Source organism: Mesorhizobium sp. M0408 (assembly GCF_040321495.1).
Lineage (GTDB): Bacteria > Pseudomonadota > Alphaproteobacteria > Rhizobiales > Rhizobiaceae > Mesorhizobium.
In genome coordinates, this window is record NZ_JAMYRO010000004.1 from 132,442 (window position 1) to 155,401 (window position 22,960).

General features: G+C 61.9%; 27 protein-coding genes. 17 read left to right on the forward strand and 10 right to left on the reverse strand.

Annotated features, from left to right (window positions below):
• Nucleotides 1-2 precede the first annotated feature (2 nt).
• From NKI67_RS06190 to NKI67_RS06205, 4 genes are all read right to left on the reverse strand, one after another.
• Entirely contained in the window at nt 3-563 is a 561-nt protein-coding gene (locus NKI67_RS06190) for an RNA polymerase sigma factor (RefSeq protein WP_023676502.1), read from the reverse strand.
• Between the two features lie 68 nt (nt 564-631).
• Nucleotides 632-1,387 carry a dienelactone hydrolase family protein gene (locus NKI67_RS06195; RefSeq protein ID WP_023676503.1) on the reverse strand — a complete coding sequence of 252 codons (756 nt, stop codon included), beginning with the start codon at nt 1,385-1,387 and terminating at the stop codon, nt 632-634.
• Nucleotides 1,388-1,491: 104 nt separating this feature from the next.
• A complete protein-coding gene (locus tag NKI67_RS06200; protein WP_023676504.1) occupies nt 1,492-2,163 on the reverse strand; it encodes a ferredoxin in 672 nt (223 codons plus the stop codon).
• A gap of 106 nt (nt 2,164-2,269) precedes the next feature.
• Nucleotides 2,270-3,844 (reverse strand): trimethylamine methyltransferase family protein, encoded by a 1,575-nt coding sequence (locus NKI67_RS06205; protein ID WP_352587662.1) that lies wholly within the window; start codon nt 3,842-3,844, stop codon nt 2,270-2,272.
• A 308-nt stretch (nt 3,845-4,152) separates the two neighbouring features.
• Here NKI67_RS06205 and NKI67_RS06210 point away from each other — a divergent pair, with 308 nt between their 5' ends.
• A complete protein-coding gene (locus NKI67_RS06210; protein ID WP_023676506.1) occupies nt 4,153-4,851 on the forward strand; it encodes a cobalamin B12-binding domain-containing protein in 699 nt (232 codons plus the stop codon).
• Nucleotides 4,852-4,932: 81 nt separating this feature from the next.
• Here the strand turns inward: NKI67_RS06210 and NKI67_RS06215 are convergent, their stop codons facing one another.
• A complete protein-coding gene (locus NKI67_RS06215) occupies nt 4,933-5,073 on the reverse strand; it encodes an entericidin A/B family lipoprotein (protein ID WP_023676507.1) in 141 nt (46 codons plus the stop codon).
• 63 nt (nt 5,074-5,136) lie between these two features.
• Between NKI67_RS06215 and NKI67_RS06220 the strand changes: the two genes are divergently transcribed.
• Nucleotides 5,137-5,766 carry a DUF1638 domain-containing protein gene (locus tag NKI67_RS06220; protein WP_352644777.1) on the forward strand — a complete coding sequence of 210 codons (630 nt, stop codon included), beginning with the start codon at nt 5,137-5,139 and terminating at the stop codon, nt 5,764-5,766.
• Nucleotides 5,767-5,774: 8 nt separating this feature from the next.
• Here the strand turns inward: NKI67_RS06220 and NKI67_RS06225 are convergent, their stop codons facing one another.
• Nucleotides 5,775-6,698, reverse strand: a complete 924-nt coding sequence (locus NKI67_RS06225) for an NAD-dependent epimerase/dehydratase family protein (RefSeq protein WP_352644778.1) — start codon at nt 6,696-6,698, stop codon at nt 5,775-5,777.
• A 122-nt stretch (nt 6,699-6,820) separates the two neighbouring features.
• Here NKI67_RS06225 and NKI67_RS06230 point away from each other — a divergent pair, with 122 nt between their 5' ends.
• The 10 genes from NKI67_RS06230 to NKI67_RS06275 all read left to right on the forward strand — a co-directional run bounded on the left by NKI67_RS06230 (nt 6,821) and on the right by NKI67_RS06275 (nt 16,315).
• A complete protein-coding gene (locus tag NKI67_RS06230) occupies nt 6,821-7,396 on the forward strand; it encodes a DUF4893 domain-containing protein (protein ID WP_023676510.1) in 576 nt (191 codons plus the stop codon).
• A gap of 80 nt (nt 7,397-7,476) precedes the next feature.
• Nucleotides 7,477-8,259 (forward strand): formyl transferase, encoded by a 783-nt coding sequence (locus tag NKI67_RS06235; RefSeq protein WP_352587656.1) that lies wholly within the window; start codon nt 7,477-7,479, stop codon nt 8,257-8,259.
• Nucleotides 8,260-8,302: 43 nt separating this feature from the next.
• Nucleotides 8,303-9,214: a fatty acid desaturase gene (locus NKI67_RS06240; RefSeq protein WP_352587653.1), complete on the forward strand. Its 912-nt coding sequence runs from the start codon at nt 8,303-8,305 to the stop codon at nt 9,212-9,214.
• Nucleotides 9,215-9,449: 235 nt separating this feature from the next.
• On the forward strand, nt 9,450-9,752 hold the full coding sequence (locus NKI67_RS06245) for a virulence factor (RefSeq protein ID WP_352452105.1): 303 nt from the start codon (nt 9,450-9,452) through the stop codon (nt 9,750-9,752).
• Complete coding sequence (locus tag NKI67_RS06250; protein WP_352568950.1) at nt 9,745-10,368, forward strand: methylenetetrahydrofolate reductase C-terminal domain-containing protein; 624 nt, start codon at nt 9,745-9,747, stop codon at nt 10,366-10,368. Before NKI67_RS06245 ends, NKI67_RS06250 begins: the two co-directional genes overlap by 8 nt.
• A complete protein-coding gene (locus NKI67_RS06255; protein ID WP_023676515.1) occupies nt 10,365-11,456 on the forward strand; it encodes a methylenetetrahydrofolate reductase in 1,092 nt (363 codons plus the stop codon). Before NKI67_RS06250 ends, NKI67_RS06255 begins: the two co-directional genes overlap by 4 nt.
• 80 nt (nt 11,457-11,536) lie before the next feature.
• Complete coding sequence (locus NKI67_RS06260; protein WP_352568951.1) at nt 11,537-12,511, forward strand: methyltetrahydrofolate cobalamin methyltransferase; 975 nt, start codon at nt 11,537-11,539, stop codon at nt 12,509-12,511.
• Nucleotides 12,512-12,624: 113 nt separating this feature from the next.
• A complete protein-coding gene (locus NKI67_RS06265) occupies nt 12,625-14,694 on the forward strand; it encodes an ASKHA domain-containing protein (protein WP_352452107.1) in 2,070 nt (689 codons plus the stop codon).
• Between the two features lie 186 nt (nt 14,695-14,880).
• On the forward strand, nt 14,881-15,063 hold the full coding sequence (locus NKI67_RS06270; protein ID WP_352454618.1) for a hypothetical protein: 183 nt from the start codon (nt 14,881-14,883) through the stop codon (nt 15,061-15,063).
• 268 nt (nt 15,064-15,331) lie between these two features.
• Nucleotides 15,332-16,315, forward strand: coding sequence for an alpha/beta hydrolase (locus NKI67_RS06275; RefSeq protein WP_352454619.1), 984 nt, complete (start codon nt 15,332-15,334; stop codon nt 16,313-16,315).
• 6 nt (nt 16,316-16,321) lie between these two features.
• Here the strand turns inward: NKI67_RS06275 and NKI67_RS06280 are convergent, their stop codons facing one another.
• Nucleotides 16,322-17,221 (reverse strand): LysR substrate-binding domain-containing protein, encoded by a 900-nt coding sequence (locus NKI67_RS06280; protein ID WP_023676521.1) that lies wholly within the window; start codon nt 17,219-17,221, stop codon nt 16,322-16,324.
• A gap of 229 nt (nt 17,222-17,450) precedes the next feature.
• Between NKI67_RS06280 and NKI67_RS06285 the strand changes: the two genes are divergently transcribed.
• The 5 genes from NKI67_RS06285 to NKI67_RS06305 all read left to right on the forward strand — a co-directional run bounded on the left by NKI67_RS06285 (nt 17,451) and on the right by NKI67_RS06305 (nt 20,255).
• Nucleotides 17,451-17,636, forward strand: coding sequence for a hypothetical protein (locus NKI67_RS06285; RefSeq protein WP_352452109.1), 186 nt, complete (start codon nt 17,451-17,453; stop codon nt 17,634-17,636).
• Nucleotides 17,637-17,971: 335 nt separating this feature from the next.
• On the forward strand, nt 17,972-18,106 hold the full coding sequence (locus NKI67_RS06290; RefSeq protein ID WP_013894968.1) for a hypothetical protein: 135 nt from the start codon (nt 17,972-17,974) through the stop codon (nt 18,104-18,106).
• A gap of 350 nt (nt 18,107-18,456) precedes the next feature.
• Nucleotides 18,457-19,395, forward strand: a complete 939-nt coding sequence (locus NKI67_RS06295) for a GlxA family transcriptional regulator (RefSeq protein ID WP_348625928.1) — start codon at nt 18,457-18,459, stop codon at nt 19,393-19,395.
• An 81-nt stretch (nt 19,396-19,476) separates the two neighbouring features.
• Nucleotides 19,477-19,767 (forward strand): type II toxin-antitoxin system TacA family antitoxin, encoded by a 291-nt coding sequence (locus NKI67_RS06300; RefSeq protein WP_352454620.1) that lies wholly within the window; start codon nt 19,477-19,479, stop codon nt 19,765-19,767.
• Nucleotides 19,764-20,255, forward strand: a complete 492-nt coding sequence (locus NKI67_RS06305; RefSeq protein WP_352454621.1) for a GNAT family N-acetyltransferase — start codon at nt 19,764-19,766, stop codon at nt 20,253-20,255. The genes NKI67_RS06300 and NKI67_RS06305 overlap by 4 nt, the downstream gene beginning before the upstream one ends.
• 26 nt (nt 20,256-20,281) lie before the next feature.
• Here NKI67_RS06305 and NKI67_RS06310 read toward each other — a convergent pair whose 3' ends face one another.
• The 3 genes from NKI67_RS06310 to NKI67_RS06320 form a co-directional block, all read right to left on the reverse strand.
• On the reverse strand, nt 20,282-21,064 hold the full coding sequence (locus NKI67_RS06310; protein WP_352454622.1) for an ABC transporter ATP-binding protein: 783 nt from the start codon (nt 21,062-21,064) through the stop codon (nt 20,282-20,284).
• Nucleotides 21,061-21,837 (reverse strand): ABC transporter permease, encoded by a 777-nt coding sequence (locus NKI67_RS06315; RefSeq protein WP_352644782.1) that lies wholly within the window; start codon nt 21,835-21,837, stop codon nt 21,061-21,063. Before NKI67_RS06315 ends, NKI67_RS06310 begins: the two co-directional genes overlap by 4 nt.
• A gap of 71 nt (nt 21,838-21,908) precedes the next feature.
• The gene (locus NKI67_RS06320; protein ID WP_352452114.1) at nt 21,909-22,859 is read right to left on the reverse strand and encodes an ABC transporter substrate-binding protein; all 951 of its coding nucleotides are present in this window, start codon (nt 22,857-22,859) and stop codon (nt 21,909-21,911) included.
• Nucleotides 22,860-22,960 lie beyond the last annotated feature (101 nt).

The window sequence follows — 22,960 nt, forward strand, 5'->3', positions numbered from 1 at the left end:
GGTCACACTTCCCCGGCTGAACGCATCAGCGTCTTCAGCCGTTTCTTCGCTTCATGGATGTGCCAGGAAACCGTCGTCTCCGAGATCGCCATCGCCTCGGCGGCGGCGGCGTGGCTCAGCCCTTCGCCATAAACCAGCAGCACCGCATCGCGCTGCTTGTCCGGCAGCTTGCGCACCGCTGCCCAGAGCGTCTCGGCCGGGTCTTCCGGCTCAGCCGAGATTTCCCCCGAAATCAGCGCATAGGCGCCATAGGCCTCGGTCTTGACCGTCTCGCGGGCGGTCTTGCGCATCATGTCGCGCGCCGCATTCAGCGTCATGGTGTAGAGCCACGTCGTGAAGGCACCGCTGCCGTGATAGTCGCGGATCGCCCGCCCGAGCCGGACGCAGACTTCCTGGGCGATGTCCTCGGCGTCGGCCTTTTTCCCGCACCAACGATAGGCGGCGCGATAGACGAAACCATAGTGCCTTTCGAGCAACTTGCCGAAAGCACCCCGGTCTCCGCCCTTCGCCCGTCCGATCAGTTCGGCGTCGGAGGCTTCGCTTTCGTCCAGCATCATCGCCATCATTTGCCTGTTGGACGAAGGCTAATGGCGGTTCCTTGGGGCGATGGAAAGAATTTTTTGGCGGGCGGTCACGTCGTAATGGTTGGCGTGCCTTGGCCGAGCGTCTCCGCAAACAGCGTCGTCAGCCGCTTCCAGTGGCGTTCGGCGCCGGCTGCATCGAAGGCACTATGGTCCGGCATGCACCAGCCATGCGCCATGCCGGCATAGTTCTCTATGACATGATCGACCTCGGCGGCGCGCAGTGTTTCGGCCAGCCGCGCCGATTGCTCCGGCGGAAAGCTGCGGTCCACACCGGCAGTGCCGATATAGACCCTTGCCTTGACCGAGGCGGCCTTCCGATGCGGACTGTCGGCTGCGTCACCAGCCAGATTGCCGCCGTGAAAAGTGGCCGCGGCGGCGATGCGATCGGGATAGCTGGCCGCCGCGTTCAGCGCCCGCGCTCCGCCCATGCAATAGCCGACAATGCCGACCGGCCCGGTTAGGCCCTGGGCAGCGAGCACATCGAGGAAAGCGCCGCTGTCGCGGATCGTCATCTCCTGGGTCGTGCCGCCCAGGAGACCTGTGATGGCGGCCTTGCTCCTCTCGTCGCCGAACGCAGTCTTGGGATCGAACGGACCGTAGGGCGCATTGCGGTAAAAAAGGTCCGGCACAAGCACCGCATAGCCCTCGCCCGTAAGCCGCTCCGCCATCTGATCAAGCGCCGGTCGCGGACCGAAAACGTCCATGTAGAGGATGATCGCTGCCTTGGCTGGGGCCGCCGAACGGTACAGCCGGGCCTTGGCAATGCCGTCGCTTGTCTTGATCTGCATCGCTTGCGTGGCCATCATCCGCTCCGTTGATCTGACGTGCGATAGATACCCGCGGTGACCGTCGCGGCAAGCTGTAATGAGGCGATCTGCTTCAAGATTTCGTGCGGCATTCGGCGACGCTACAGACGCGCGAATGCTGCCATGTGAAAGGCCTGAACCTCGGCCGGATAGCGATAATCGGTAGCGTAAGGACAGGCGTTGCGTTCGAGGCAGCCGCCGGTCCGGCAGGGCGCGCCGTTTTGCCCGCGCACATGGGCCAGACAGGTTTCATGTGCAAAACCATTCGCAGAATAAGCCTCGACCGGACAGGATTTCAGGCAAGGTTTTTCCAAACATGTATCGCAAAGGTGAATCACGTCGTGGGGTTCTTGGAGCGCAATCTCATTTTCGAACAGCAGCGCGCCGCGATAGGCATGCCAGAGCCCGTATTTCGGATGCATGAGAATGCCGAGCGGCGACGGCTTCAGCCCCTCCGCACGCATCGCCCATTGCTGGAACGGCAGATAAGGCCTGTCGGACGGTGACACGGCGCGCGCCCCGAATTTTCCGGCCACCGCGCCGATCACTTCGCGCGACCATCTGTCGAGCGGATCGTCGATCGGCTGTGACTGTTTCTCCAACCAGCGCAGGAAGTGCGGCCAAGGTGCGGCACCCGCCTGCCCCACCAGCAGCACGGATTTGGCGGCGACGCCGGAGAGACCGGAGGGTGTTTCTTCACCACCTGCAAAATTGAAGCCGCCGCGAAGCATGAGGCCGGAGGCGGAAAGCGCTGCCGCGATGGTTTCAGTCATGCCGCGCTCGGGATCACCCCTTCTTGTCCGGGTCGGAGAAGGCACTCCGCCAGACTTCCTTGTGGATGATGTTGGCGACTTTAGCCCCGCCTGATTCGGGCTCCTTTCAGGTGAAGGCGTCGGCCATCGACGACTTCTTCCTGGCGATGAAGTCCTTCAGCCCATCGTCGATGCCCGGATCGAGATACGGCGCCTCGTAGCTTTCGAGCCAGCGGCGCGCGAGCTCGTTGGCGCGCTGCGGCGCGGTTTTTTCGCCTTCGGCCAGCCACTGCTCGTAGGAATTGTTATCGGCGATGTTGGAGCGGTAGAACGCGGTCTGGAAATTGGCCTGGGTGTGATCGCAGCCGAGATAGTGGCTGCCTGGGCCGACCTGGCGGATGGCATCCATCGCCTGGCCGTTTTCCGACAGGTCGACACCCTCGGAGAACTTCTGCGTCATGCCGAGCTGGTCGATGTCCATCATGAATTTTTCGTAGCAGGAGGCGAGACCGCCCTCGAGCCAGCCGGCCGAATGCAGCACGAAGTTGGTGCCGGCGAGGATCGTCGAGTTGAGCGTGTTGGCGCTCTCGTAGGCGGCCTGCGCATCGGGGATTTTTGAAGCACAGAGCGAACCGCCGGTGCGAAACGGCAGGCCGAGCCGACGGGCAAGCTGTGCGGCGCCATACGAGACAAGCGACGGCTCCGGCGTGCCGAAGGTCGGCGCGCCAGACTGCATTGAGATCGACGAGGCGAAGGTGCCGAACAGCACCGGCGCACCCGGCCGGATCAGCTGTGTGAACGACGCCCCGGCCAGAACCTCGGCCAAAACCTGGGTCAGCGTGCCGGCGACCGTCACCGGGCTCATCGCACCGGCAAGGATGAACGGCGTGACGATGCAGGCCTGATTGTGGCGCGAATAGACCTTCAGCGCTCCCAGCATGGTCTCGTCGAAGACCATCGGCGAGTTGGCATTGATCAGGCTGGTCAGCACCGTGTTGTTCTCGACGAAATCGTCACCAAACACGATCTTGGCCATCGCCACCGTATCTTCAGCGCGCTCGGGCGCGGTCACCGAGCCCATGAACGGCTTGTCCGAATATTTGATATGGCTGTAGACCATGTCGAGATGCCGTTTGTTGACCGGCACGTCGACCGGCTCGCAAACCGTGCCGCCCGAATGATGGATCGACGGCGCCATATAGGCGAGTTTCACGAAATTCCGGAAATCCTCGATCGTCGCATAGCGCCTGACGCCGTCGAGATCGCGCACGAAGGGCGGTCCATAGACCGGCGCGAACACTGTCGCGTTGCCGCCGATCTGCACCGAGCGCTCGCCGTTGCGGGCGTGCTGGGTATAGACGGACGGAGCGGTCTTCAACAGCGAGCGGCAGAGGCCCTTGGGGAAATGCACCCGCTCGCCCTTGACGTCGGCGCCCGCCTCTTTCCAAAGCTGCAGCGCCTCGGCGTCGTCGCGGAAGATGATGCCGATCTCCTCCAGCACGGTGTCGGTGTTCTTTTCGATCAGCGCCAGCCCTTCCTCGTCCAGCACTTCATAGACGTTGATCTTGCGCTTGATATAGGTGAGCTGTGTGCCGGGGCCGCCGCCCGAACGCGCAGCCCGTCGGGCTGCGGCGCCACCGCTGGCAGCGCGCCCGCGCCGTGCGTTTGACGCTTCCTGATCGACCGGCGCGTTCTCACTCATAATCGTTCTTCCCTGGCTTTCGTTCTGGCCTGATTTACTCCGGCCGGGCTCTTGAACCGGCCTGAAATCCGTTTGCGGCCGCATATTGCGGTCTCTGGCCGGATCGTAGCCATGCACCCTATTCGAAACGGCCCGCCAGCGCCAACGCCTGTCGCAAAATCGACAAGAATTCCAAGAGATTTACGGTCGCTTTCGTTTTGCGGGAAGTCGCAAATCAGCTATGGACAACCGGCCCGTGCGGGTTAGGTATTGACGCGATATTTTTAAGCTGCCGCAACAGTTGTAGCCGGCAAGGAGCCTGAGAAAAAATGGCCGACGACGAGATCATCCTTTCGGAACTCTCCGACGACGAGTTGGTGCAGCAGATGCACGACGATCTTTATGACGGGTTGAAGGAAGAAATCGAGGAAGGCACCAATATCCTTCTCGAGCGCGGCTGGGCGCCTTACAAGGTGTTAACCGAGGCTCTGGTCGAGGGCATGCGCATCGTCGGCGAGGACTTCCGCGACGGCATCCTGTTCGTTCCCGAAGTGCTGCTGTCGGCCAACGCGATGAAGGCCGGCATGTTCATCCTGCGTCCGCTGCTTGTCGCCACCGGCGCGCCGAAGCAGGGCAAGATGGTGATCGGCACCGTCAAGGGCGACATCCATGACATCGGCAAGAATCTGGTCGGCATGATGATGGAAGGCGCCGGCTTCGATGTCATTGACCTCGGCATCAACAATGCGGTCGAAAAATATCTCGATGCCATCGAAAAGCACCAGCCCGACATCATCGGCATGTCGGCGCTGCTGACGACGACCATGCCTTACATGAAAGTCGTCATCGATACGATGAAGGAAAAGGGCATTCGCGATGACTATGTCGTGCTGGTCGGCGGCGCACCGCTCAACGAGGAATTCGGCAAAGCCGTCGGCGCCGACGCGTATTGCCGCGACGCCGCGGTGGCGGTCGAGACCGCCAAGGACTTCATGAAGCGCAAGCACAACGTCCGCGCTTCGGCCTGAGCCAATAAGTCCGGCACCGACGAGAAAAGCCGCGCCTTGCAGTGCGGCTTTTTTATTCCCAAATGTTTAGGGCCGTGCGGATCAGGGTTTCTTGACGGTATCGTCAACTGCCTTCGCAGTGGATTTGATATCCTTACCGACGCCGCGCACCGTGTTGGCGCAGGCCGAAACAGCCAAGGCGCAGGCGAGAATAGCGATTGGCGCGACGCGGAACAATTTCATGATTGGTGTCTCCCTCAGCATATAAATTCGCTGGCAGCAACGAAGATGGATTAGACTGGTTCCATGACTACCGCGCGAAAACGACAATCCGATCAAGGCGACAGGCTGCTCGTCATCGCCTGCGGAATGATTGCGCGCGAAGTTTTGGCGGTCAAGGAGCAGCTCAGGCTCGACCACCTCGACCTGACTTGCCTGCCGGCGGAGTTCCATTTCTATCCGGACCGCATCGCGCCGGCCATGGACAAGGCTATCGAGAAGGCCAAGACCGACGGCTACAGACACATCTTCGTCGGCTATGCCGATTGCGGCACGGGTGGCCTGCTCGACCGGATCTGCGAGAAGCACGGCGTCGAGCGTATGGCCGGGCCGCATTGCTTTGCCTTCTACCAGGGCGTGGATGCCTATGCGAAGGTCGCCGATGACGACATGATGTCGTTCTACATGACCGATTTCCTCTGCCGGCAATTCGATGCCTTCTTCATGAAGCCGCTCGGCCTGGACAAGCACCCGGAGCTGATCAAGGACTATTTCGGCAACTACGAGAAGCTGATCTATATCGCTCAGACCAACGACCCGGAACTCGACAAGGTTGCTGAAAAGGCGGCGAAAATGCTCGGCCTCGCCTATGAGCGCCGCTCGACCGGCTATGGCGACCTGACGAAGGAACTGGCCAGCGCTGCAATCCTGGCTTGACGATACTTCTAGGCAAGGCCTTCTTCAGCTTCGAGCCCGGCGAGCACGTCTGCAAAGCTCGTCTTGCAGACGAAACCCAGCCGGTCCCTCGCCCGCGACGCATCATAGACCCGGTCGATCGACGAAAACATCGTCCAGCCTTTCTTCGTGTAGAGTGCCGGATAATCCGGAAAATAGCGCGCGACGACCGACGGCGCGTCGGCGATCAAGGCCGCGCAATCTTCGGGCTGGAAAGGCGTCGGTGCCGAGATGATGAAAGTGTCGAAGCCCAATTGCGGCGCTTTCTCCAGGGCAGCGATGTGGGCGTCGGCTGCGTCCTCCACCGTCAGCCGGCGGAACAACAGCTCATTGGCCTTGGTGTTGGCATCCGACTGTTCGATCACGTGCGCCATGTCGTCCGCCTCGGGAAAAAACCGGGCGGTGCGCAACACGATCACCGGCAGGCCGAACTGCAAATGATAGAGCCGGCAGAGCTGTTCGGCTGAAAGCTTGGTGACGCCGTAGATGTTGCGCGGTTCGGGCGAAATGTCTTCCGTCAGCCATGCCGCCTTGCGCGTCCCGCCGGTGAAGCCGGCGCGAATGGTTTGGGAAATCATCAGCGACGTCGTCGACGTGAACACGAAGCGCTGAACGCCGAATGCTGCCGCCGCGTCGAGCAGGTTGAGCGTGCCGCGCACATTCGTCTCGACGAAATCCTCGTTGCGATGACGTTCGATGTCAGGCTTGTGCAGCGCGCCGCTATGGATGATGGCCTCGACGCGGTTCTCCTCGACCGCCCTCATGACCAGGTCGCGATCGGCGACTGAGCCGACGATTCGCGTTTCCGAGGATGGGACGGGATCGAGGCCGGTGACGTCATGACCAAGAGCCCGCAGGCGCGGCGCCAAGGCGCTGCCCAGCCAACCGGACGATCCCGTCAGCAAGATCCGCATTCTTTTGCACCTCGTTTCTGCTGTCGATGCTCAGGCACGGATGACAGAACGCGGCGAAACATTAAGGTATGCGCCAGACAAGAAAACAGCCTGCTCCAGCCAACAAAAGGGAAACGCCACCGATGATCGCTCGCCTCATGTTTGCCGCAGCAACTGTCCTCTGCTTGACCATGCCCGCGTTGGCCGATGGCGAGGTGCAGAAGCTGATAACGGCTGCCGACAAGGCGCGGCTCAACAAATATGGCGAGACGCGCAAGGCAGCGCTTGACGAGGCGAAGGCCGGCGATCCCGCCGAGGTCAAGCAGCTCGACGCTTTGCTGGCAAAGCCGCTGGTTCCCTTCTCTGACAGGGACCTGACCGGCAAATGGCAATGCCGCACCATCAAGGCCGGCGGATTGAGCCCGCTCGTCATCTATGGCTGGTTCAAATGCAAGGTGAGTGACGACGGCTCCGGCTGGAGACTGGAAAAGATCACCGGCTCGCAGCGCACCAAGGGCCGCTTCTTCGACGATGGCGAGAAACGCGCGATCTATCTCGGTTCCTTCCACGTCAACGACGATCCGGCAAAGCCCTACGGCAGCGGCCCGGAAAGCGATCAGGTCGGCTATGCCTTCCGCAACAGCGCCAGTGAATGGCGCATCGAGTTCCCGGCGCCCTATTACGAATCGAAGCTCGATATCCTCGAATTCAAGCGCTGAGCCCCGATCACCAGGGGTTAACCCGGTCAGCCTAGCATTCGCGCGCAAAGAACAGGTTCTTTGCGGGGGGGTCGCAGAGCATGGCACTGTCGAAAACAAACCAACGGCCGATCGTCGTCGTCACCGAAGGCGGCCCGCATATCTGGGCGATCGTCAACGCCGTCGCCGATCAACTCGGCCCGGTCAGCGTCATCCTCGAAGCTCCTGAATCCAAAAAGCAATTGCTTCTCGCGCGGGCGCGGCGGCAAGGCTGGACCTCGGCCATCGGTCAACTCGGCACGATGGTGCTGACGCGCCTCGGCAAGCGCTTCTTCGCCGGCCACGCAGCACGGCTTGCCGCCGGGCAGAAGCTGCAAACCGAACCGAAGCCTGGGCAAAAGATCATTTATGTCTCGTCGGCCAACGCGCCGGAGTGCCTGCAGGCGATCGCGGAAATCCAGCCGGGTGTGGTGCTGCTCGCCGGCTGCCGCTTGCTGTCGCGGCAGACGCTGGCGAAAATCCCTTGCCCGGTCCTCAACTACCACGCCGGCATCGCCCCGAAATATCGCGGCATGAACGGCGGCTACTGGGCGCTGGCTTCAGGCGATGCGGAGAACTTCGGCACCACCGTACATCTGGTCGACGCCGGCGTCGACACTGGCGGCGTGCTGCGGCAGACGCGTGGCAAACCGCAGCCGGGCGACACAATTTCAAGCTACGCGTTGCGGCAGGCGGCCTTCTCGCGCGACATCTGCGTCGAAGCGGTCAGGGATGCGCTGGCCGGCAAGGTCGGCACGGTGGATCCCGGCCTGCCTTCGAAACAATGGTATCATCCGACGGTATGGTTTTATCTCTGGACGGGGATAAGGAACGGCGTCTGGTGACGCGCCGATTTACCGGACAGCCACCCGCCACTAACATTGCATCATGAGCGACATCGACCACCGCACCATCATTGCCGGCCTTTCGGTCGAGGACCGTCGCGACCTCACCGCCAGGGTTGACCGGCCAGGCATTGTCCGGCTGGCGGTCCATGCCGGGCTGGTTATCCTGCTAGGCGCGCTGATCGCCGCCCGCATCCCGTTCTGGCCGCTGCTCGTCTTGCCGCAGGGAATCCTGATCGTCTTCTTCTTCACGCTGTTGCACGAGACCATCCATGAAACGGCGTTCAGGACGGCGTGGCTCAATCGCGCTGTTGCCGCCGTGGCCGGCTTCCTGATCCTGCTGCCGCCGGAATGGTTCCGCTATTTCCATTTCGCCCATCACCGCCATACGCACGACCCGGACAACGACCCCGAACTGATGGCCCCGAAGCCGGAGACCATCAGCCAATATCTGCGCTATCTGTCAGGCGGCCCCTATTGGATCGCCATGGGCCGTGTGATCGCAACCAATGCGGCGGGCCGCAACCGCGACGGCTTTGTGCCGGAAAAGGGCCGCGGCAAGGTGGTTGCCGAAGCACGGCTGTTCCTGATCGGCCATGCGGCATTGCTGGCCGCATCGCTCGCCGCGCAGTCGGCGCTGCTGTTGTGGGTCTGGATCTTGCCGGTGCTGGTCGGACAGCCGTTTTTGCGTGCCTACCTGCTGGCCGAGCACGCGTTGTGCCCGCATGTCGCCAACATGCTCGAGAACACCCGCACCACCTTCACCACAAGGCTGGTGCGCTTCGTGGCTTGGAACATGCCGTACCATTCCGAGCACCATTCCTATCCGGCCGTTCCCTTCCACCGCCTGCCGCGCTTCCATGACATCGTCGCGGAGCATTTACGCACGACCGAACGAGGTTACGTGCGCTTCCACAGGAAGCTGGTCGGCAGCTACGATGGCCGCGCCGGCTGACCAGTGCTGGAAGAAACTCCGCTTTCAACCGCGGCCGTCGATTGCGTCGCTTTTGAAGGCCCCCGCGTCGTCCCATAACAAGCAGCCCAACAGCGCTTCCGGCAATGCTCGAAACCACTGCATTGGCCAAAAGATCGGAATCGATCTTCGGAGAGCACGATGCAGCGGAGTTAAATGGTAGAGCATCGTTTGTGCGTCCGATTGGACGCACGGCGCTCTGCAGGAGCAGGAAATTATGGCCGATCTGATCGTCGTCTACTGGCGCGACATCCCCGCCCAGGTCATCGTCAAGAAGGGCCGGCAGAACGCCAAGCGCGAACTGCCGCTGCGCTTCACCGAGGCGATCGACATGTGCGCCATGCGCACCGGCGCTGGCGGCACCGACGACTATCTTGCCGAATGGCGCAAGGCAGAACCCCTCCCGGTCAGTGACGATCTTGAAGCCGAGGCCGAGAAGGCTCTTCAGGAACTTGATGCGAAATACGACCGTGAGCGGCTGGTCGCTCTGGTCAAGGCGGGGGGCAAAGAAAATGTCTGATCCCCAATCAATGCCGGCGACGACGGCTCAAGCCGGCGTGACCCAGGCGACCATCGTCAAGAAGGCGGCGCCGAAATCCGACTACAAGCCGGCCGACGTGTCGCCACAGCGGCGTGTGCAGCGGTCGTTTGCGGTGCGGCTTTGGTCGGTGCGGCATTCGCGGCTGCTCGAATGGTTCTACGCCAGGTTCGCCGACATATTCCTGGCTCTCCACCCGCTATGGAAGGGCATCGGCTACAGCCGGGTCGAAGGGCCGGTGAAATTCGTCGAAAAGCGCGTCAAGGGATTCATGTTCGACTGCCGCATGTGCGGCCAGTGCATCCTTTCCTCGACCGGCATGTCGTGCCCAATGAACTGCCCCAAGCAATTGCGCAACGGCCCTTGCGGCGGTGTCCGCGCCAACGGCAATTGCGAGGTCGAGCCTGACATGCCTTGCGTCTGGGTCAAAGCCTGGGAAGGCTCGCGGAACATGGTGCATGGCGACAAGATTTTGGAAGTGCAGAAGCCGGTGGATCAGTCCTTGCGCGAAACCTCCGCCTGGCTGCGGGTCACCGCGCAGGCCGCGGCCGCCCGCAATGCGGCCCGGAATACTACGAAGACCGGAGCGTCGGCATGATCGGCCGTCAGCCAGACGAGAATCCGGCCGGCATCCATTTGCCGCTCGATCCCCTGCCCGGCCACACCTCGCGTGGCCGGCTGGAACGCGTCCTCAGGCGCGGCGAGTTCGCAGTGACGACCGAGCTCAATCCGCCTGACAGCGCCGATCCGGAAGACGTCTACAACCGCGCCAGGATTTTCGACGGTTGGGTCGACGCCATCAATGCCGTCGACGCTTCCGGCGCCAACTGCCACATGTCGTCGGTCGGCATCTGCGCGCTGCTGACCCGCATGGGCTATGCCCCGATCATGCAGATCGCCTGCCGCGACCGGAACCGCATCGCCATCCAGGGCGACGTGCTTGGGGGTGCTGCGATGGGCGTCGCCAACATGCTGTGCCTGACCGGCGACGGCGTGCAGGCCGGCGACCAGCCCGGCGCCAAGCCGGTGTTCGATCTCGACTGCATGTCGCTGCTCGAAACCTGCCGCGTTATGCGCGATAACGGCAAATTCCTGTCCGGCCGAAAACTCACGACGCCGCCGCAGCTTTTCCTTGGCGCGGCCATCAACCCGTTCGCGCCGCCGATCGATTTCCGGCCCTATCGGCTGGGCAAGAAGATCGCCGCCGGGGCACAGTTCGTGCAGAGCCAGTACTGCTTCGACGTACCGATGTTCCGCACCTACATGCAGAAGGTCCGCGATCTCGGCTATACCGAGAAATGTTTCATCCTGTGCGGCGTCGGGCCGCTGGCCTCGGCCAAGACGGCCAAATGGATCCGCTCCAACGTACCGGGCATTCACATTCCCGATCAGATCGTCAAGCGCCTGGAAGGCGCCCAGGATCAGAAGAAGGAAGGCAAGCAGCTCTGCATCGACATCATCAATGAGGTGAAGGAAATTCCCGGTGTATCCGGCGTCCATGTGATGGCCTACCGCCAGGAAGAATACGTCGCCGAGATCGTCGACGAATCCGGCGTGCTGAAGGGTCGCCGGCCGTGGAAACGCGAAATCCGCCGCGACGACCAGCTCGTTGCCGACCGGCTCGACCACATACTGCATGACGACCTCACTGAAACCCAGGTCGACATGGTCAAGACCGCGCATTGACAGCGCGAATCGTCAGCATTCGCTTGATCAGAAACAGATAACGATATAAAGAACTCTTTATATCACGATGGAGAGATTTCATGACCCGCACCATCGTCGCCTCGGCGACACGAGAAATCATCATCGGCTTCGATCAGCCCTTCTGCGTGATCGGCGAGCGCATCAATCCGACCGGCCGCAAAAAGCTGGCCGCCGAAATGATCGCCGGCAATTTTGAGACCGTCATCAAGGATGCGCTGGAGCAGGCCGCCTGCGGGGCGACCATGCTCGACGTCAATGCCGGCGTCACCGCAGTCGACCCCAACGCCACCGAGCCGGCGCTGCTGGTGCAGACGCTGGAGATCGTGCAGGGCCTGGTCGACCTGCCGTTGTCGATCGACTCCTCCGTGACTGCGGCAATCGAAGCGGCGCTGAAGGTCGCCAAGGGCCGGCCGCTGGTCAATTCCGTCACCGGCGAGGAGGAAAAGCTCGAAGCCATCCTGCCGTTGATCAAGAAATACAACGTTCCCGTCGTCGCCATTTCCAACGACGAGACCGGTATTTCGATGGACCCCGATGTGCGCTTCGCCGTCGCCAAGAAGATCGTTCAGCGCTGTGCCGACTTCGGCATTCCGGCGCATGATGTGGTCGTCGACCCGCTGGTCATGCCGATCGGCGCGCTGGGCGATGCCGGCCGCCAGGTATTTGCCCTGCTACGCCGGCTGCGCGAGGAGCTCAAGGTCAACACCACCTGCGGCCTCTCCAACATCTCGTTCGGCCTGCCGCACCGTCATGGCATCAACGCCGCCTTCATCCCGATGGTGATCGGCGCCGGCATGACCTCGGCGATCATGAACCCGGTGCGGCCGCAGGAAATGGAAGCGGTGCGCGGCGCCGACGTGCTGAACGGCACCGACGAGAACTGCACCAACTGGATCAGGACCTACAAGGACTACAAGCCTGCTGAAGGCGGCCAGGCCGTTGCCGCCCGGACGCAGGTCAACGCGCCGGGCGATGGCAATGGCAATGGCGGACGCAGGCGCGGCGGCCGCGAAGCGCGTATGGCCCGGGGTTGAGCCAGGTCTTGGCCGACACGATATGGGGCCTAGGACTGAGGAGGAACCGAGACACAGCGGCATCGCTGCCGTGGCCAAGACCCGAGCTGCGTAGAAAGTAAAGTCTGGAACGTATGAACTCTCCCGTCAACATCACCGATCCGCTCGTGCTGTTCATGCCGTCGGGCAAGCGCGGGCGGTTTCCGGTCGGCACGCCGGTTCTGGATGCCGCGCGCCAGCTCGGTGTCTATGTCGAGAGCGTGTGCGGAGGGCGTGCCACTTGCGGGCGTTGCCAGATCGAGGTGCAGGAAGGCAATTTCGCCAAGCACAAGATCGTTTCCTCCAACGATCACCTCTCGCCCAAGGGCGCCAAGGAAGAGCGCTACGAGCGCGTACGCGGCCTGCCCGAGCGCCGCCGGCTGTCCTGCTCGGCGCAGATTCTCGGCGATCTCGTCGTCGACGTGCCGCAGGACACCGTCATCAACGCGCAGACCATCCGCAAGGACGCCGACACCAGGGTCATCGCCCGCGATGCGGCAATCCGCATGTGCTATGTCGAGATCGAAGAACCCGACATGCACAAGCCGCTCGGCGACCTCGACCGTCTGAAGATCGCGCTGATGAAGGACTGGGGCCTCAAGAGCCTCGATTTCGATTTCCATCTGTTGCCGCAGGTGCAAGGCATTTTGCGCAAAGGCAACTGGACCGCGACCGCCGCCATCCACAAGGACACCGACAGCGAGACCGCACGGGTCATCGCTTTGTGGCCCGGCCTCAAGAACGAGGCGTACGGACTTGCCTGCGATATCGGCTCGACCACGATCGCCATGCATCTGGTGTCGTTGCTGTCGGGCCGCGTCGCCGCCTCGTCGGGCACATCCAATCCGCAGATCCGCTTCGGCGAGGATCTGATGAGCCGTGTCTCGTACGTGATGATGAACCCGGACGGCCGCGAAGGCATGACGGTCGCCGTGCGCGAGGCCATTTCGGGGCTTGTGGACAAGGTCTGCACCGAAGGCAACGTCCAACGCAACGACATCCTGGATTCCGTGTTCGTCGGCAATCCGATCATGCACCATCTGTTCCTCGGCATCGATCCGACCGAGCTCGGCGGCGCCCCCTTCGCGCTAGCCGTCTCCGGCGCCGTGCACATCAAGGCATCGGATATCGGTTTGAAGCTCAACCAGGGCGCCAGGCTCTATATGCTTCCTTGCATTGCCGGCCATGTCGGCGCGGACGCTGCCGCAGTGACGCTGTCGGAAGGGCCGCACCGCCAGGACGAGATGATGCTGATCGTCGATGTCGGCACCAATGCCGAGATCGTGCTCGGCAATCGCCACCGGGTCGTGGCGGCCTCATCGCCAACTGGCCCGGCCTTCGAAGGTGCGGAAATCTCCGGTGGCCAGCGCGCCGCACCGGGTGCCATCGAGCGCGTCCGCATCGATCCTGAAACGCTGGAACCGAAATACCGCGTCATCGGCTCGGAACTCTGGTCCGACGAGCCGGGCTTCCTCGACAGCGTGCAGGCGACCGGCGTCACCGGTATTTGCGGCTCCGGCATCATCGAGGTGGTCGCCGAGATGTATCTCGCCGGCATCATCTCCGAGGACGGCGTCGTCGATGGATCGCTGAGCGGCCACTCGCCTCGCGTCGTCGCCAATGGCCGCACCTTCTCCTATGTGCTGAAGGAAGGCGAGCCCAAGATCACCATCACCCAGACTGATGTGCGCGCTATCCAGCTTGCCAAGGCCGCCCTTTATGCCGGCACCAAGCTTTTGATGGAAAAGCAGCACACCGATCATGTCGACCGCATCCACTTCGCCGGCGCATTCGGCTCGTTCATCGACCCGAAATACGCAATGGTGCTGGGCCTGATTCCGGATTGCGACCTCGACAAGGTCTCGGCCGTTGGCAATGCGGCCGGTGCCGGTGCCCGCATGGCGCTGTTGAACCGTGGCTATCGCCGCGAGATCGAGGAAACCGTTAGCAAGATCGAGAAGATCGAGACGGCGCTGGAGCCGAAATTCCAGGAACATTTCGTTTATGCCATGGCGCTCCCGAACAAGATCGACCCGTTTCCCAAGCTGTCGGCGGCGGTGAAACTGCCGCCGCGCAAGACGGTGAGCGAAGACGGCATTGCCGGCGACGCTGCCCCGCGGCGGCGTTCGCGCGAAGGCCACGCCGCGCGGCGCGGGCGGGGATGACTCGCCTCCGATAGGCCGTCAGACCTTCCATTTTCATTTGTATGCAAATGTTTCCAGATCGCGCCGATCTGGAAACGAAATCGCGTTTTCGTGAAATCCGCCAGATACATAGGCGGAGCATTTAACCGGCATCGAACGGCAGGCGGAAACAGTTTTCGGCCACCGCAACGCTCCAAGGAGATCAAGATGTCGATGTTCGAAAGCTTCGGCCGCTATGGTGCGGCCTTCAAGAAAACACGCGAAGCGCGCAAGTCGCTGCGCATCCTCAACAGCTTGCCGCCTGAGATCCAGAAGGACATTGGCTGGCCGGTGTCGCCGCGTTCGAGCGAAGGGCAGCCGTCGGTCGGATGGGGCACGCAGCGCGGATGAAATTCATCGACAAATGCAAGCTGTTCGGTATTCGCCGGAGCCGCAATGCGGCTCCGGCTGCACCCAGCAATTGGCTGCGCGCCGCGTTGCTGCCGCGGCGTTGAGCTGCGCCGGTAGGCCAGAGACTTCATGGCCGGATGCTTTGTCGACAGCTGGGATCAAACGACCGTGTTGAGATTGCATCAATCTTGACTTTTTTGGTGGCGACACAATCTTCGAAATAGTCGGGGGTTCTCTTAGTCGGCTCAGCCGAAGTCCGTGTATCTGCATGCCCAGTCTCAAAAGCCACGTCGTGTCGTTCGTCCTCAGGTACAGCCGCAAGAAGGCGTTTTCCAGCCCCGAGAACCTGCAGCGCTGGATCGCCTATGCGCGCAAGACGGAAAACCATCAGCCGCCTGCGTCGCTGCGGTCGCGCCTGGAGATCACAACCCGCACGATCAACGGCTTTCCCGTCTACGAGATCGCTCCCCAGGCTGGTGAGCGGAGGCGGATTCTCTACCTGCACGGCGGCGCTTATGTCTTTGAAATCACACCCTATCATTGGCGGCTGATCGCCGACATGGCCGACCGCCTCGGGTTCGGTATCACCGTGCCGATCTATCCCATTGCTCCCGAACACGACTTTCACGCCATGTTCGGCATGGTCGGCGCCGTCTACTGCCAGATGTTCGGCGAAACCAGGGCGACTGATATCATCTTCATGGGCGATTCCGCCGGCGGAAACATGGCCGTCGTGCTGACGATGATGGCTGCGCAAAATGGCTTGCCCTTGCCATCACGCCACGTGCTGATTTCGCCCGGTCTCGACGTGTCGCTCGCCAACCCAGAAATGTATGAGGCCGAACGCAACGATCCGTGGCTGGGCATTGCCGGCGGCCGCGAGGCGATCCGGCTTTACAGCGCCGGCATAGATCCCACCGACTGGCGCATCAGCCCGGTTTACGGCGACCTGTCGGTGCTGCCCAAAACGCTGCTGCTGACCGGTTCACGCGATCTGCTCACCCCCGACAATCTGATCTTCGCGGAAAAGGCACGCGCGGCCGGCGTCGAAATTGAGGTCGTCCACGAGCAAGGCATGTTCCATGTCTGGCCGTTGATCGACATGCCGGAGGCGCGACGCGCGCGGGACAGCATAGTGGCCTTCTTGACCAACGAAACTGACAGTTATCATGCCAAGGCAGGAGAGTTGTGGCTGCAGAGGACAGACCGCGACGGAACCCCTCGCGATCTGGTTGCGCCGCTCAGGTCGTAGTTTGGCTCAGAACTTCCCAGTTTCCCTGAACATCTCAAACGTCGCGCGGATATGGTCGGCGACTGCCTTCACCGGCGCGCTGGCGTCCGGCGTCACCACCATGGCGAGGTTGTAGGTGCCGATGTCAGGCATGCCGTCCTTCGGGCACAGCTCGACCATGTCGCTGCCGAGGAAGGATTTCGGCAGCGGCGCCACCGCAAGATCCGCCATGATCGCGGCGCGCTGGCCGGCCGTGTGCGCGCTCATATAGGCGATACGGTAGTTGCGGCCCTCGCGGCCAAGCGCCTCCAATGCCCCTGCCCGCCAGGCACAGCCCTCTTCCCACAATGAGACCGGCAGCGGCTCGCGCAGATGCGCGCAACCGCCCTTGGCACCGGCCCAGACGATCGGCTCTGTGAGCAGCACTTCGGCGCCGATCGCGCTGGTCTTGTAGGAGTTGGTGAGCAGCGTGATGTCGAGCGCCCGGTCGTCCATGCGCCGGCGCAGATTGACGCTCTGGTCGATGGTGACGTCGACCGCGATCGATGGATGCGACTGTGCGAACCGCTTCAGCACATGCGGCAGCACACGTTCGCCGTAATCGTCCGGCGAGCCGAGCCGCACCACCCCGACAATGTCTGGAATGATGAACTTCGACACCACCTCGCGATTGATCGACAGCAGCCGGCGCGCATAGCCGAGCAGCATCTCGCCATCGGTGGTCAGCGTCACCGAACGGGCGTCGCGCGCGAACACCGAGCGGCCGAGAATGTCCTCCAGCTTCTTGATCTGCATGGAGACGGCCGACGGCGTGCGGAAAACCGCATTGGCCGCAGTGGTGAAGCTGCCGGTCTCGGCGATCGCGACGAAAGTGCGCAGAACATCCAGATCGAGCAGCGGCAGCGGATGATTGAGTGGGGCGTTCATGGCAAGCGACCTTCAATTTTTCTGATGCAAACCATCATTCCATTTCGTTTGATTGAACATCAGTTTGGGAGGATAGTCAACTCCATCGAAGGCAGGACGCATCGAAGTGGTCCCGAAACAACCATGACACGGACCTGCAATCGACACGAAATGAAGCTGAAACAAACCCGGTGTACCGCCTGACGCTGCAAGCGCCGGGACAACCTGGCCCAACGCGAAGGAGAATGAGATGTCTATCCTGTCATCCATCGGTCGGATCGCGACCGAGTTCAGCGAGGCCCGTGCCCGCTACCAGACGGAACGCGCCATCCGCGCGCTGCCGATTGAACTGCAGAAGGATATCGGCTGGCCCGAAGCTGCCGATGCTAAGGCCGGCACTCGCCATGGTGTGGGATCCTGGGCTGGAGCAAAGTAAACCGTGTGTATCAACAGCTGAAGGCCTGCCGCGCAGATCAGCCCGGCAGGCCTTTTTGTTTGTACTCCAATGATTTTCCCGAGCCATGTCGCCGTCGCATGCCGCATATGAGCAAGTCGCATAGCAGCCCGCACTGGCAATCAACACATTGTAAATAATCGAAAATCCGGGGCAGAATGCCCAAATTTGTCGCATTCCGTGTCGCTTTTCATATCAAGTGCTTCGCTTTTGCGATTTAGTTTCCCCTCACGTAAGCCTATACCATCATCAACAAACGAGCTGCCCCACTCCATCAAGCGAAGGCGACCCGTCTGAGCAACCGAATGGAGATGATCATGAAGCTTTTTGCCCGCCTCTTTGCCCGTCGCGAAATGAACCTGACGACCGCGCTCGAGCGCCAGCGCCTGGCCAACACCATGCCTGGCCAGACCGGTGCCATGGCTGCCGCGCGCCTCGGCTTCGTCGCCTGAGACGCGGCAATCCCGGCGGAAGCAGCCTAGCGCTGCTTCGAAGTCGATCCAGCGCCGCTTCGGTTTTGCCGAGGCGGCGTTTTCGTGTGCGCAGACTGCGTAGGCTCGTTTGCTCGATCCGGCGGCATGTCGCGTCCTTCGCCGCATAGCGATTGCCCATTTGCGACCCGTGTCGCAAATAAAGTCGCTCCGTTGCCATCTAGCCAATTGACAGGAAACGTCTTTCCTGATGTCGCTATGCTAATCGCGACATCCTGTTCGCGCCATTGCAGCGTGAGGATCTACCCGTGAACGTCGTAAAGCACCCGATCCGGCGATCGTTCGTATTCTTCCTGGTCCCCGATTTCACCATGATTGCCTTCGCGACGGCGCTCGACCCGTTGCGTTCGGCCAACCGCATGCTCGGCTATGAAGCCTATCGCTGGCGGCTCGCCAGCATCGACGGCAAGCCGGTGCGCGCCTCGAACGGCGTCGAATGCGCCGTCAACACCTCGCTAGAGGAAGAGCGCAAGAAAATGTCCGGACCGGACCGGCCGAACATGGCCATCGTCTGCAGCGGCATCAATGTCGAGCGCTACCAGAACAAATCGGCCTTCGCCTGGTTGCGCGAGGAGTACAATCGGGGCGTTGCCGTCGGCGGCCTGTGCACCGGCGCGCATATCCTGGCCGCCGCAGGCCTGCTGTCCAACAAGCGCTGCGCCATCCATTGGGAGAACCTGCCGGGCTTTTCCGAGGCGTTCCCCAAGGCCAACGTGTTCGCCGACCTCTTCGAGATCGACCAGAACATCTACACCTGCGCCGGCGGCACCGCGGCGCTCGACATGATGCTGAAGCTGATCGGCGACGATTTCGACGAAAGCCTCGTCAACCGCGTCTGCGAGCAGGTGCTGACTGATCGTGTGCGCAGCCCGACCGACCGCCAGCGCCTGCCGCTGCGCGCCCGCCTTGGCGTGCAGAATTCCAAGGTTCTGACCATTATCGAGCTGATGGAAGCCAATCTCTCCGAGCCGCTCTCGCTGATCGAGGTCGCTGACCATGTCGACCTGTCGCGCCGGCAGATTGAGCGCCTGTTCCGCACCGAGATGGGGCGCTCCCCTGCCCGTTACTATCTGGAGATCCGCCTCGACCGCGCCCGGCACCTGCTGATCCAGTCGTCGTTGCCGGTGGTCGAAGTCGCGGTCGCCTGCGGCTTTGTTTCCGCCTCGCATTTCTCCAAATGCTATCGCGAGTTGTACGCCCGCTCGCCGCAACAGGAACGCGTCGACCGCAAGCAGCTTCTGGCGGCCTGATCCAGCACGTTTCGCGGGCGCGGCCGAAATTGTCATGACATTGTCTGGCGAAATGTGGTATCCTTCAATCGAGAGGTACCAATGACGACCAGAACCACCAGATCGGAAAAACTGGACTTGCGCCTTACCCCCCAGGCAAAGCGTACACTCGCAACCGCCGCCGCGACTGAACGCCGTTCGCTCAGCGATTTCGTGCTTGAAAGCGCGCTTGCGCGAGCCGAAGAAACATTAGCCGACCGGCGCAGCCTCCATCTCGATGCCGAAAAATGGGTCGCGTTCATGGCAGCGCTCGACGCGCCAACGCGTGATCTCCCCCGCCTCAAGCGCCTATTGAACGAACCAAGCATCTTTTCCGGTCGCGATCCAGCGTGAGCGAATTCCAGATCGAGAAACTGGCCCGCAAGCATTTGGTGGACATGTTCGACTGCGGTGAAGAACCGCTCAATCGCTTTCTCGTACGCTATGCATTCCAAAACCAGCAAGCCAATGCTTCGCTGACCTACATTGGTCTCTCTGGCGAAGATGTAATCGGCTTTTATACCCTGGTCGTTGGTGAAGTTAAATATGAGGGTGCGCCCGAGCGATTGACGAAAGGTCTCGCACGCCATCCGGTGCCTGTAATGCTGCTGGCGCGTCTTGCGGTCAGTCTGGACTGGCAAGGCAAAGGCGTCGGCGGCGGACTGTTGCGCGATGCCGTCCTGCGCAGTTTGCAGGCGGCCGATATTGCAGGTATCCGCGCGGTCGTCGTCCACGCCAAGAACGACGGCGCCCGCACGTTTTACGAGCACTACGGATTCGCGCAATCGCCGACGGACCCGCTGCATCTTTACGTGCTTATCAAGGACTTACGAAGTCTCTGAGCCGTTCAGGCGCCTTGCTGACCCGACTATATCTGCGCCGTGCGCATCGCCTCGACGCGGATATCTTCCGTCAGCCGCGCCTTCAGTGCCGAAAACTCCGGGCTGGTCTTCAGCGTGTAGTGGCGCGGATGCGGCAGGTCGACGGCAACGTCCGATTTGATGCGGCCCGGCCGTGCCGTCATCACGACCACGCGCGACGCCATGAAGATCGCCTCCTCGATGTCGTGGGTGACGAACAGCACCGTTTTTTGCCGGCGCTCCCAGATACCGAGAAGCAGTTCCTGCATCAGCCCGCGGGTCTGGTTGTCGAGCGCGCCGAACGGCTCGTCGAGCAGCAGGATCTCCGGATCGTTGGCCAGTGCCCGGGCAATCGCGGTGCGCTGCTGCATGCCGCCGGAAAGCTGGTTCGGCCAATGGTTTTCAAAACCTCTCAGCCCGACGAGATCGACGTAAGAAGCGACGATTTCGCTGCGCTCGTGCTCGGCCATTCCACGTTCGCGCAGGCCGAAGGCGATGTTCTCGGCGACCGTCAGCCACGGAAACAGCGTATAGGACTGGAAAACCATGCCGCGGTCTGGACCGGGCCGGTCCACCACCCTACCGTCGAGCAGAACACGTCCCCCACTCGGCGCTTCGAGGCCGGCGACGATCCTGAGCAGCGTCGACTTTCCACAGCCGGATGGCCCCAGGATGGTGATGAAGTCGTTGGCGGCAACCGCCAGATCGATCGGCATCAGCGCCTTGACCGGCTGCCCACCGCCGACACCGGCGAAGGTGCGCGAGACGCCTTCGATGAGCAGCTTGCTCACGCCAGGCTCCATGGAAACAGCCAACGGTTGAGCGCCTTGAAGGCGAAATCGGACAACAGCCCGATCAGGCCGATGACGATGATGCCGAAGATGATCTGCCCTGTCGCCAGCCGCGACTGGCTGTTGATGATCATGTAGCCGATGCCCGACGACGAGCCGATCAGCTCGGCGACGATGACATAGGTCCAGGCCCAGCCGAGCACCAGCCGCAGGGTCTCGGCAATCTCCGGCGCATTGGCCGGCATGATCACGCGCCGCACGATGCCGTTGTCGGACGAGCCAAGCGTGTAGGCCGCCTCGACCAGGTCGCGCCGTGTGCCGCCGACCTTGACCGCGATGATCAGGATGATCTGGAACACCGAGCCGACGAAGATCACCAGCAGTTTTTCGAGCTCGCCAACGCCCGCCCACAGGATGAGCAGCGGGATGAAGGCCGATGCCGGCAGATAGCGGGCGAAGGAGACGAACGGCTCCAGAAACGCCTCCACGGGCTTCCAGGCACCCATCACGATGCCGAGCGGCACGGCAACGATGGCCGCCATCAGGAACCCGCCGAAGACGCGCCAGATGGTGATAAGGACGTCGAGCCAGAAGCGGTCCTCGACCAGCAGCCGCCAACCGTCTCTCACCATCGACAGCGGATCGGCAAGGAAAATGCGATTGACATGGCCGCCAAGCGTGATCCACGCCCAGAACGCCACGAACAGCACGAAGAACGAAATGCCGAGCACGGTTCGAATGCCCGGCGAGACCGGATGCAAGGGGCGCGGCATCTTCGACCGTCCTCTGATCTGAATGAAAAAGCGGCGGCGCACGCGCCGCCGCCGGGCGACAATCCTGCCGGTTAGTCGGCGACGGCGCTGGTGTCGGCCAATGTCGAGACGTCAGGCGCTTCCTTGATCAAACCCATCTGCAGCAGAAGCTCGCCGGCGGTCTTGGAAAAGTCCTGGAATTCCTTGGTGAAGAACTGCTTGTTTTCAGCCTTGTCGGCCCATTTCAGGTATTTGGCCGATTCTTCGAATTCCTTGGCCGACTGCTTCACGTCGGCACCCATCGTCTCATAGGATTTCGCCGGATCGCTCTTGATCAGGTCGAGTGCCTCGAAATAGCTGTCGGCAAGCGCCTTGCCCGCATCCGGATTGGCCTTGAGGAACTCCGGCGTGCAGCCGACGGTATCGAGCACCATCGGATAGTCGAGAGTGGTCACAAGGATATGGCCCTGGTCGGACTTTTCGCGCACCGCCGAGATGAACGGCTCATAGGTGACCGCCGCATCGTTCTGGCCGGCGAGAAACGCCTGCGCCGCCGCATCCGGCTCCAGGTTGACGACCGTCACGTCCTTGGTCGACATGCCGTTCTTGTTGAGCACCCAGGCCAGCATGAAATAGGGCGAGGTGCCCGGCGCCGAAGACGCGACCGACTTACCTTTGAGATCGGCGACGGTCTTGATGTCGTTGCGGGCGACGATGCCGTCCGCGCCGTAGGATTTGTCGAGCTGGAATATCTGCTTGGTCGTCACGCCATTGGCGTTCCAGACCAGCCAGGTCTCGACCGTGGTGGCGGCGCATTGCAGGTCGCCGCTGGCGATGGCGAGCGGCCGGCTGGCTTGCGGCACCTTCTTCAAGGTGACGTCGAGGCCGTGCTTTTCGAAGATGCCGGCCTGCTTGGCGAGCGTCAGCGGCGCAAAGCCGGTCCATCCACTGATGCCGATGCTGACCGATGTGGCGGCCATCGCCGGCGCGGACAATCCGACGGCAAGCGTCAAGCTTGCGGCAAGAATTCCGATCCTGTTCATGTCGGTTCCCCTTTTATGTGTTCGGATGGGGAATTGTGTCACAGACGCCCGCAGGCTTGTCAATGAAGCAGATGCTGCACTGCGGTATGTCACTATCGACA

Coding starts and splice junctions, on each gene's coding strand:
- NKI67_RS06190 (WP_023676502.1), bottom strand. CDS start 563: ATGGCGATGATGCTGGACGAAAGCGAAGCCTCCGACGCCGAACTGATC.
- NKI67_RS06195 (WP_023676503.1), bottom strand. CDS start 1,387: ATGGCCACGCAAGCGATGCAGATCAAGACAAGCGACGGCATTGCCAAG.
- NKI67_RS06200 (WP_023676504.1), bottom strand. CDS start 2,163: ATGACTGAAACCATCGCGGCAGCGCTTTCCGCCTCCGGCCTCATGCTT.
- NKI67_RS06205 (WP_352587662.1), bottom strand. CDS start 3,844: ATGAGTGAGAACGCGCCGGTCGATCAGGAAGCGTCAAACGCACGGCGC.
- NKI67_RS06210 (WP_023676506.1), top strand. CDS start 4,153: ATGGCCGACGACGAGATCATCCTTTCGGAACTCTCCGACGACGAGTTG.
- NKI67_RS06215 (WP_023676507.1), bottom strand. CDS start 5,073: ATGAAATTGTTCCGCGTCGCGCCAATCGCTATTCTCGCCTGCGCCTTG.
- NKI67_RS06220 (WP_352644777.1), top strand. CDS start 5,137: ATGACTACCGCGCGAAAACGACAATCCGATCAAGGCGACAGGCTGCTC.
- NKI67_RS06225 (WP_352644778.1), bottom strand. CDS start 6,698: ATGCGGATCTTGCTGACGGGATCGTCCGGTTGGCTGGGCAGCGCCTTG.
- NKI67_RS06230 (WP_023676510.1), top strand. CDS start 6,821: ATGATCGCTCGCCTCATGTTTGCCGCAGCAACTGTCCTCTGCTTGACC.
- NKI67_RS06235 (WP_352587656.1), top strand. CDS start 7,477: ATGGCACTGTCGAAAACAAACCAACGGCCGATCGTCGTCGTCACCGAA.
- NKI67_RS06240 (WP_352587653.1), top strand. CDS start 8,303: ATGAGCGACATCGACCACCGCACCATCATTGCCGGCCTTTCGGTCGAG.
- NKI67_RS06245 (WP_352452105.1), top strand. CDS start 9,450: ATGGCCGATCTGATCGTCGTCTACTGGCGCGACATCCCCGCCCAGGTC.
- NKI67_RS06250 (WP_352568950.1), top strand. CDS start 9,745: ATGTCTGATCCCCAATCAATGCCGGCGACGACGGCTCAAGCCGGCGTG.
- NKI67_RS06255 (WP_023676515.1), top strand. CDS start 10,365: ATGATCGGCCGTCAGCCAGACGAGAATCCGGCCGGCATCCATTTGCCG.
- NKI67_RS06260 (WP_352568951.1), top strand. CDS start 11,537: ATGACCCGCACCATCGTCGCCTCGGCGACACGAGAAATCATCATCGGC.
- NKI67_RS06265 (WP_352452107.1), top strand. CDS start 12,625: ATGAACTCTCCCGTCAACATCACCGATCCGCTCGTGCTGTTCATGCCG.
- NKI67_RS06270 (WP_352454618.1), top strand. CDS start 14,881: ATGTCGATGTTCGAAAGCTTCGGCCGCTATGGTGCGGCCTTCAAGAAA.
- NKI67_RS06275 (WP_352454619.1), top strand. CDS start 15,332: ATGCCCAGTCTCAAAAGCCACGTCGTGTCGTTCGTCCTCAGGTACAGC.
- NKI67_RS06280 (WP_023676521.1), bottom strand. CDS start 17,221: ATGAACGCCCCACTCAATCATCCGCTGCCGCTGCTCGATCTGGATGTT.
- NKI67_RS06285 (WP_352452109.1), top strand. CDS start 17,451: ATGTCTATCCTGTCATCCATCGGTCGGATCGCGACCGAGTTCAGCGAG.
- NKI67_RS06290 (WP_013894968.1), top strand. CDS start 17,972: ATGAAGCTTTTTGCCCGCCTCTTTGCCCGTCGCGAAATGAACCTGACG.
- NKI67_RS06295 (WP_348625928.1), top strand. CDS start 18,457: ATGATTGCCTTCGCGACGGCGCTCGACCCGTTGCGTTCGGCCAACCGC.
- NKI67_RS06300 (WP_352454620.1), top strand. CDS start 19,477: ATGACGACCAGAACCACCAGATCGGAAAAACTGGACTTGCGCCTTACC.
- NKI67_RS06315 (WP_352644782.1), bottom strand. CDS start 21,837: ATGCCGCGCCCCTTGCATCCGGTCTCGCCGGGCATTCGAACCGTGCTC.
- NKI67_RS06320 (WP_352452114.1), bottom strand. CDS start 22,859: ATGAACAGGATCGGAATTCTTGCCGCAAGCTTGACGCTTGCCGTCGGA.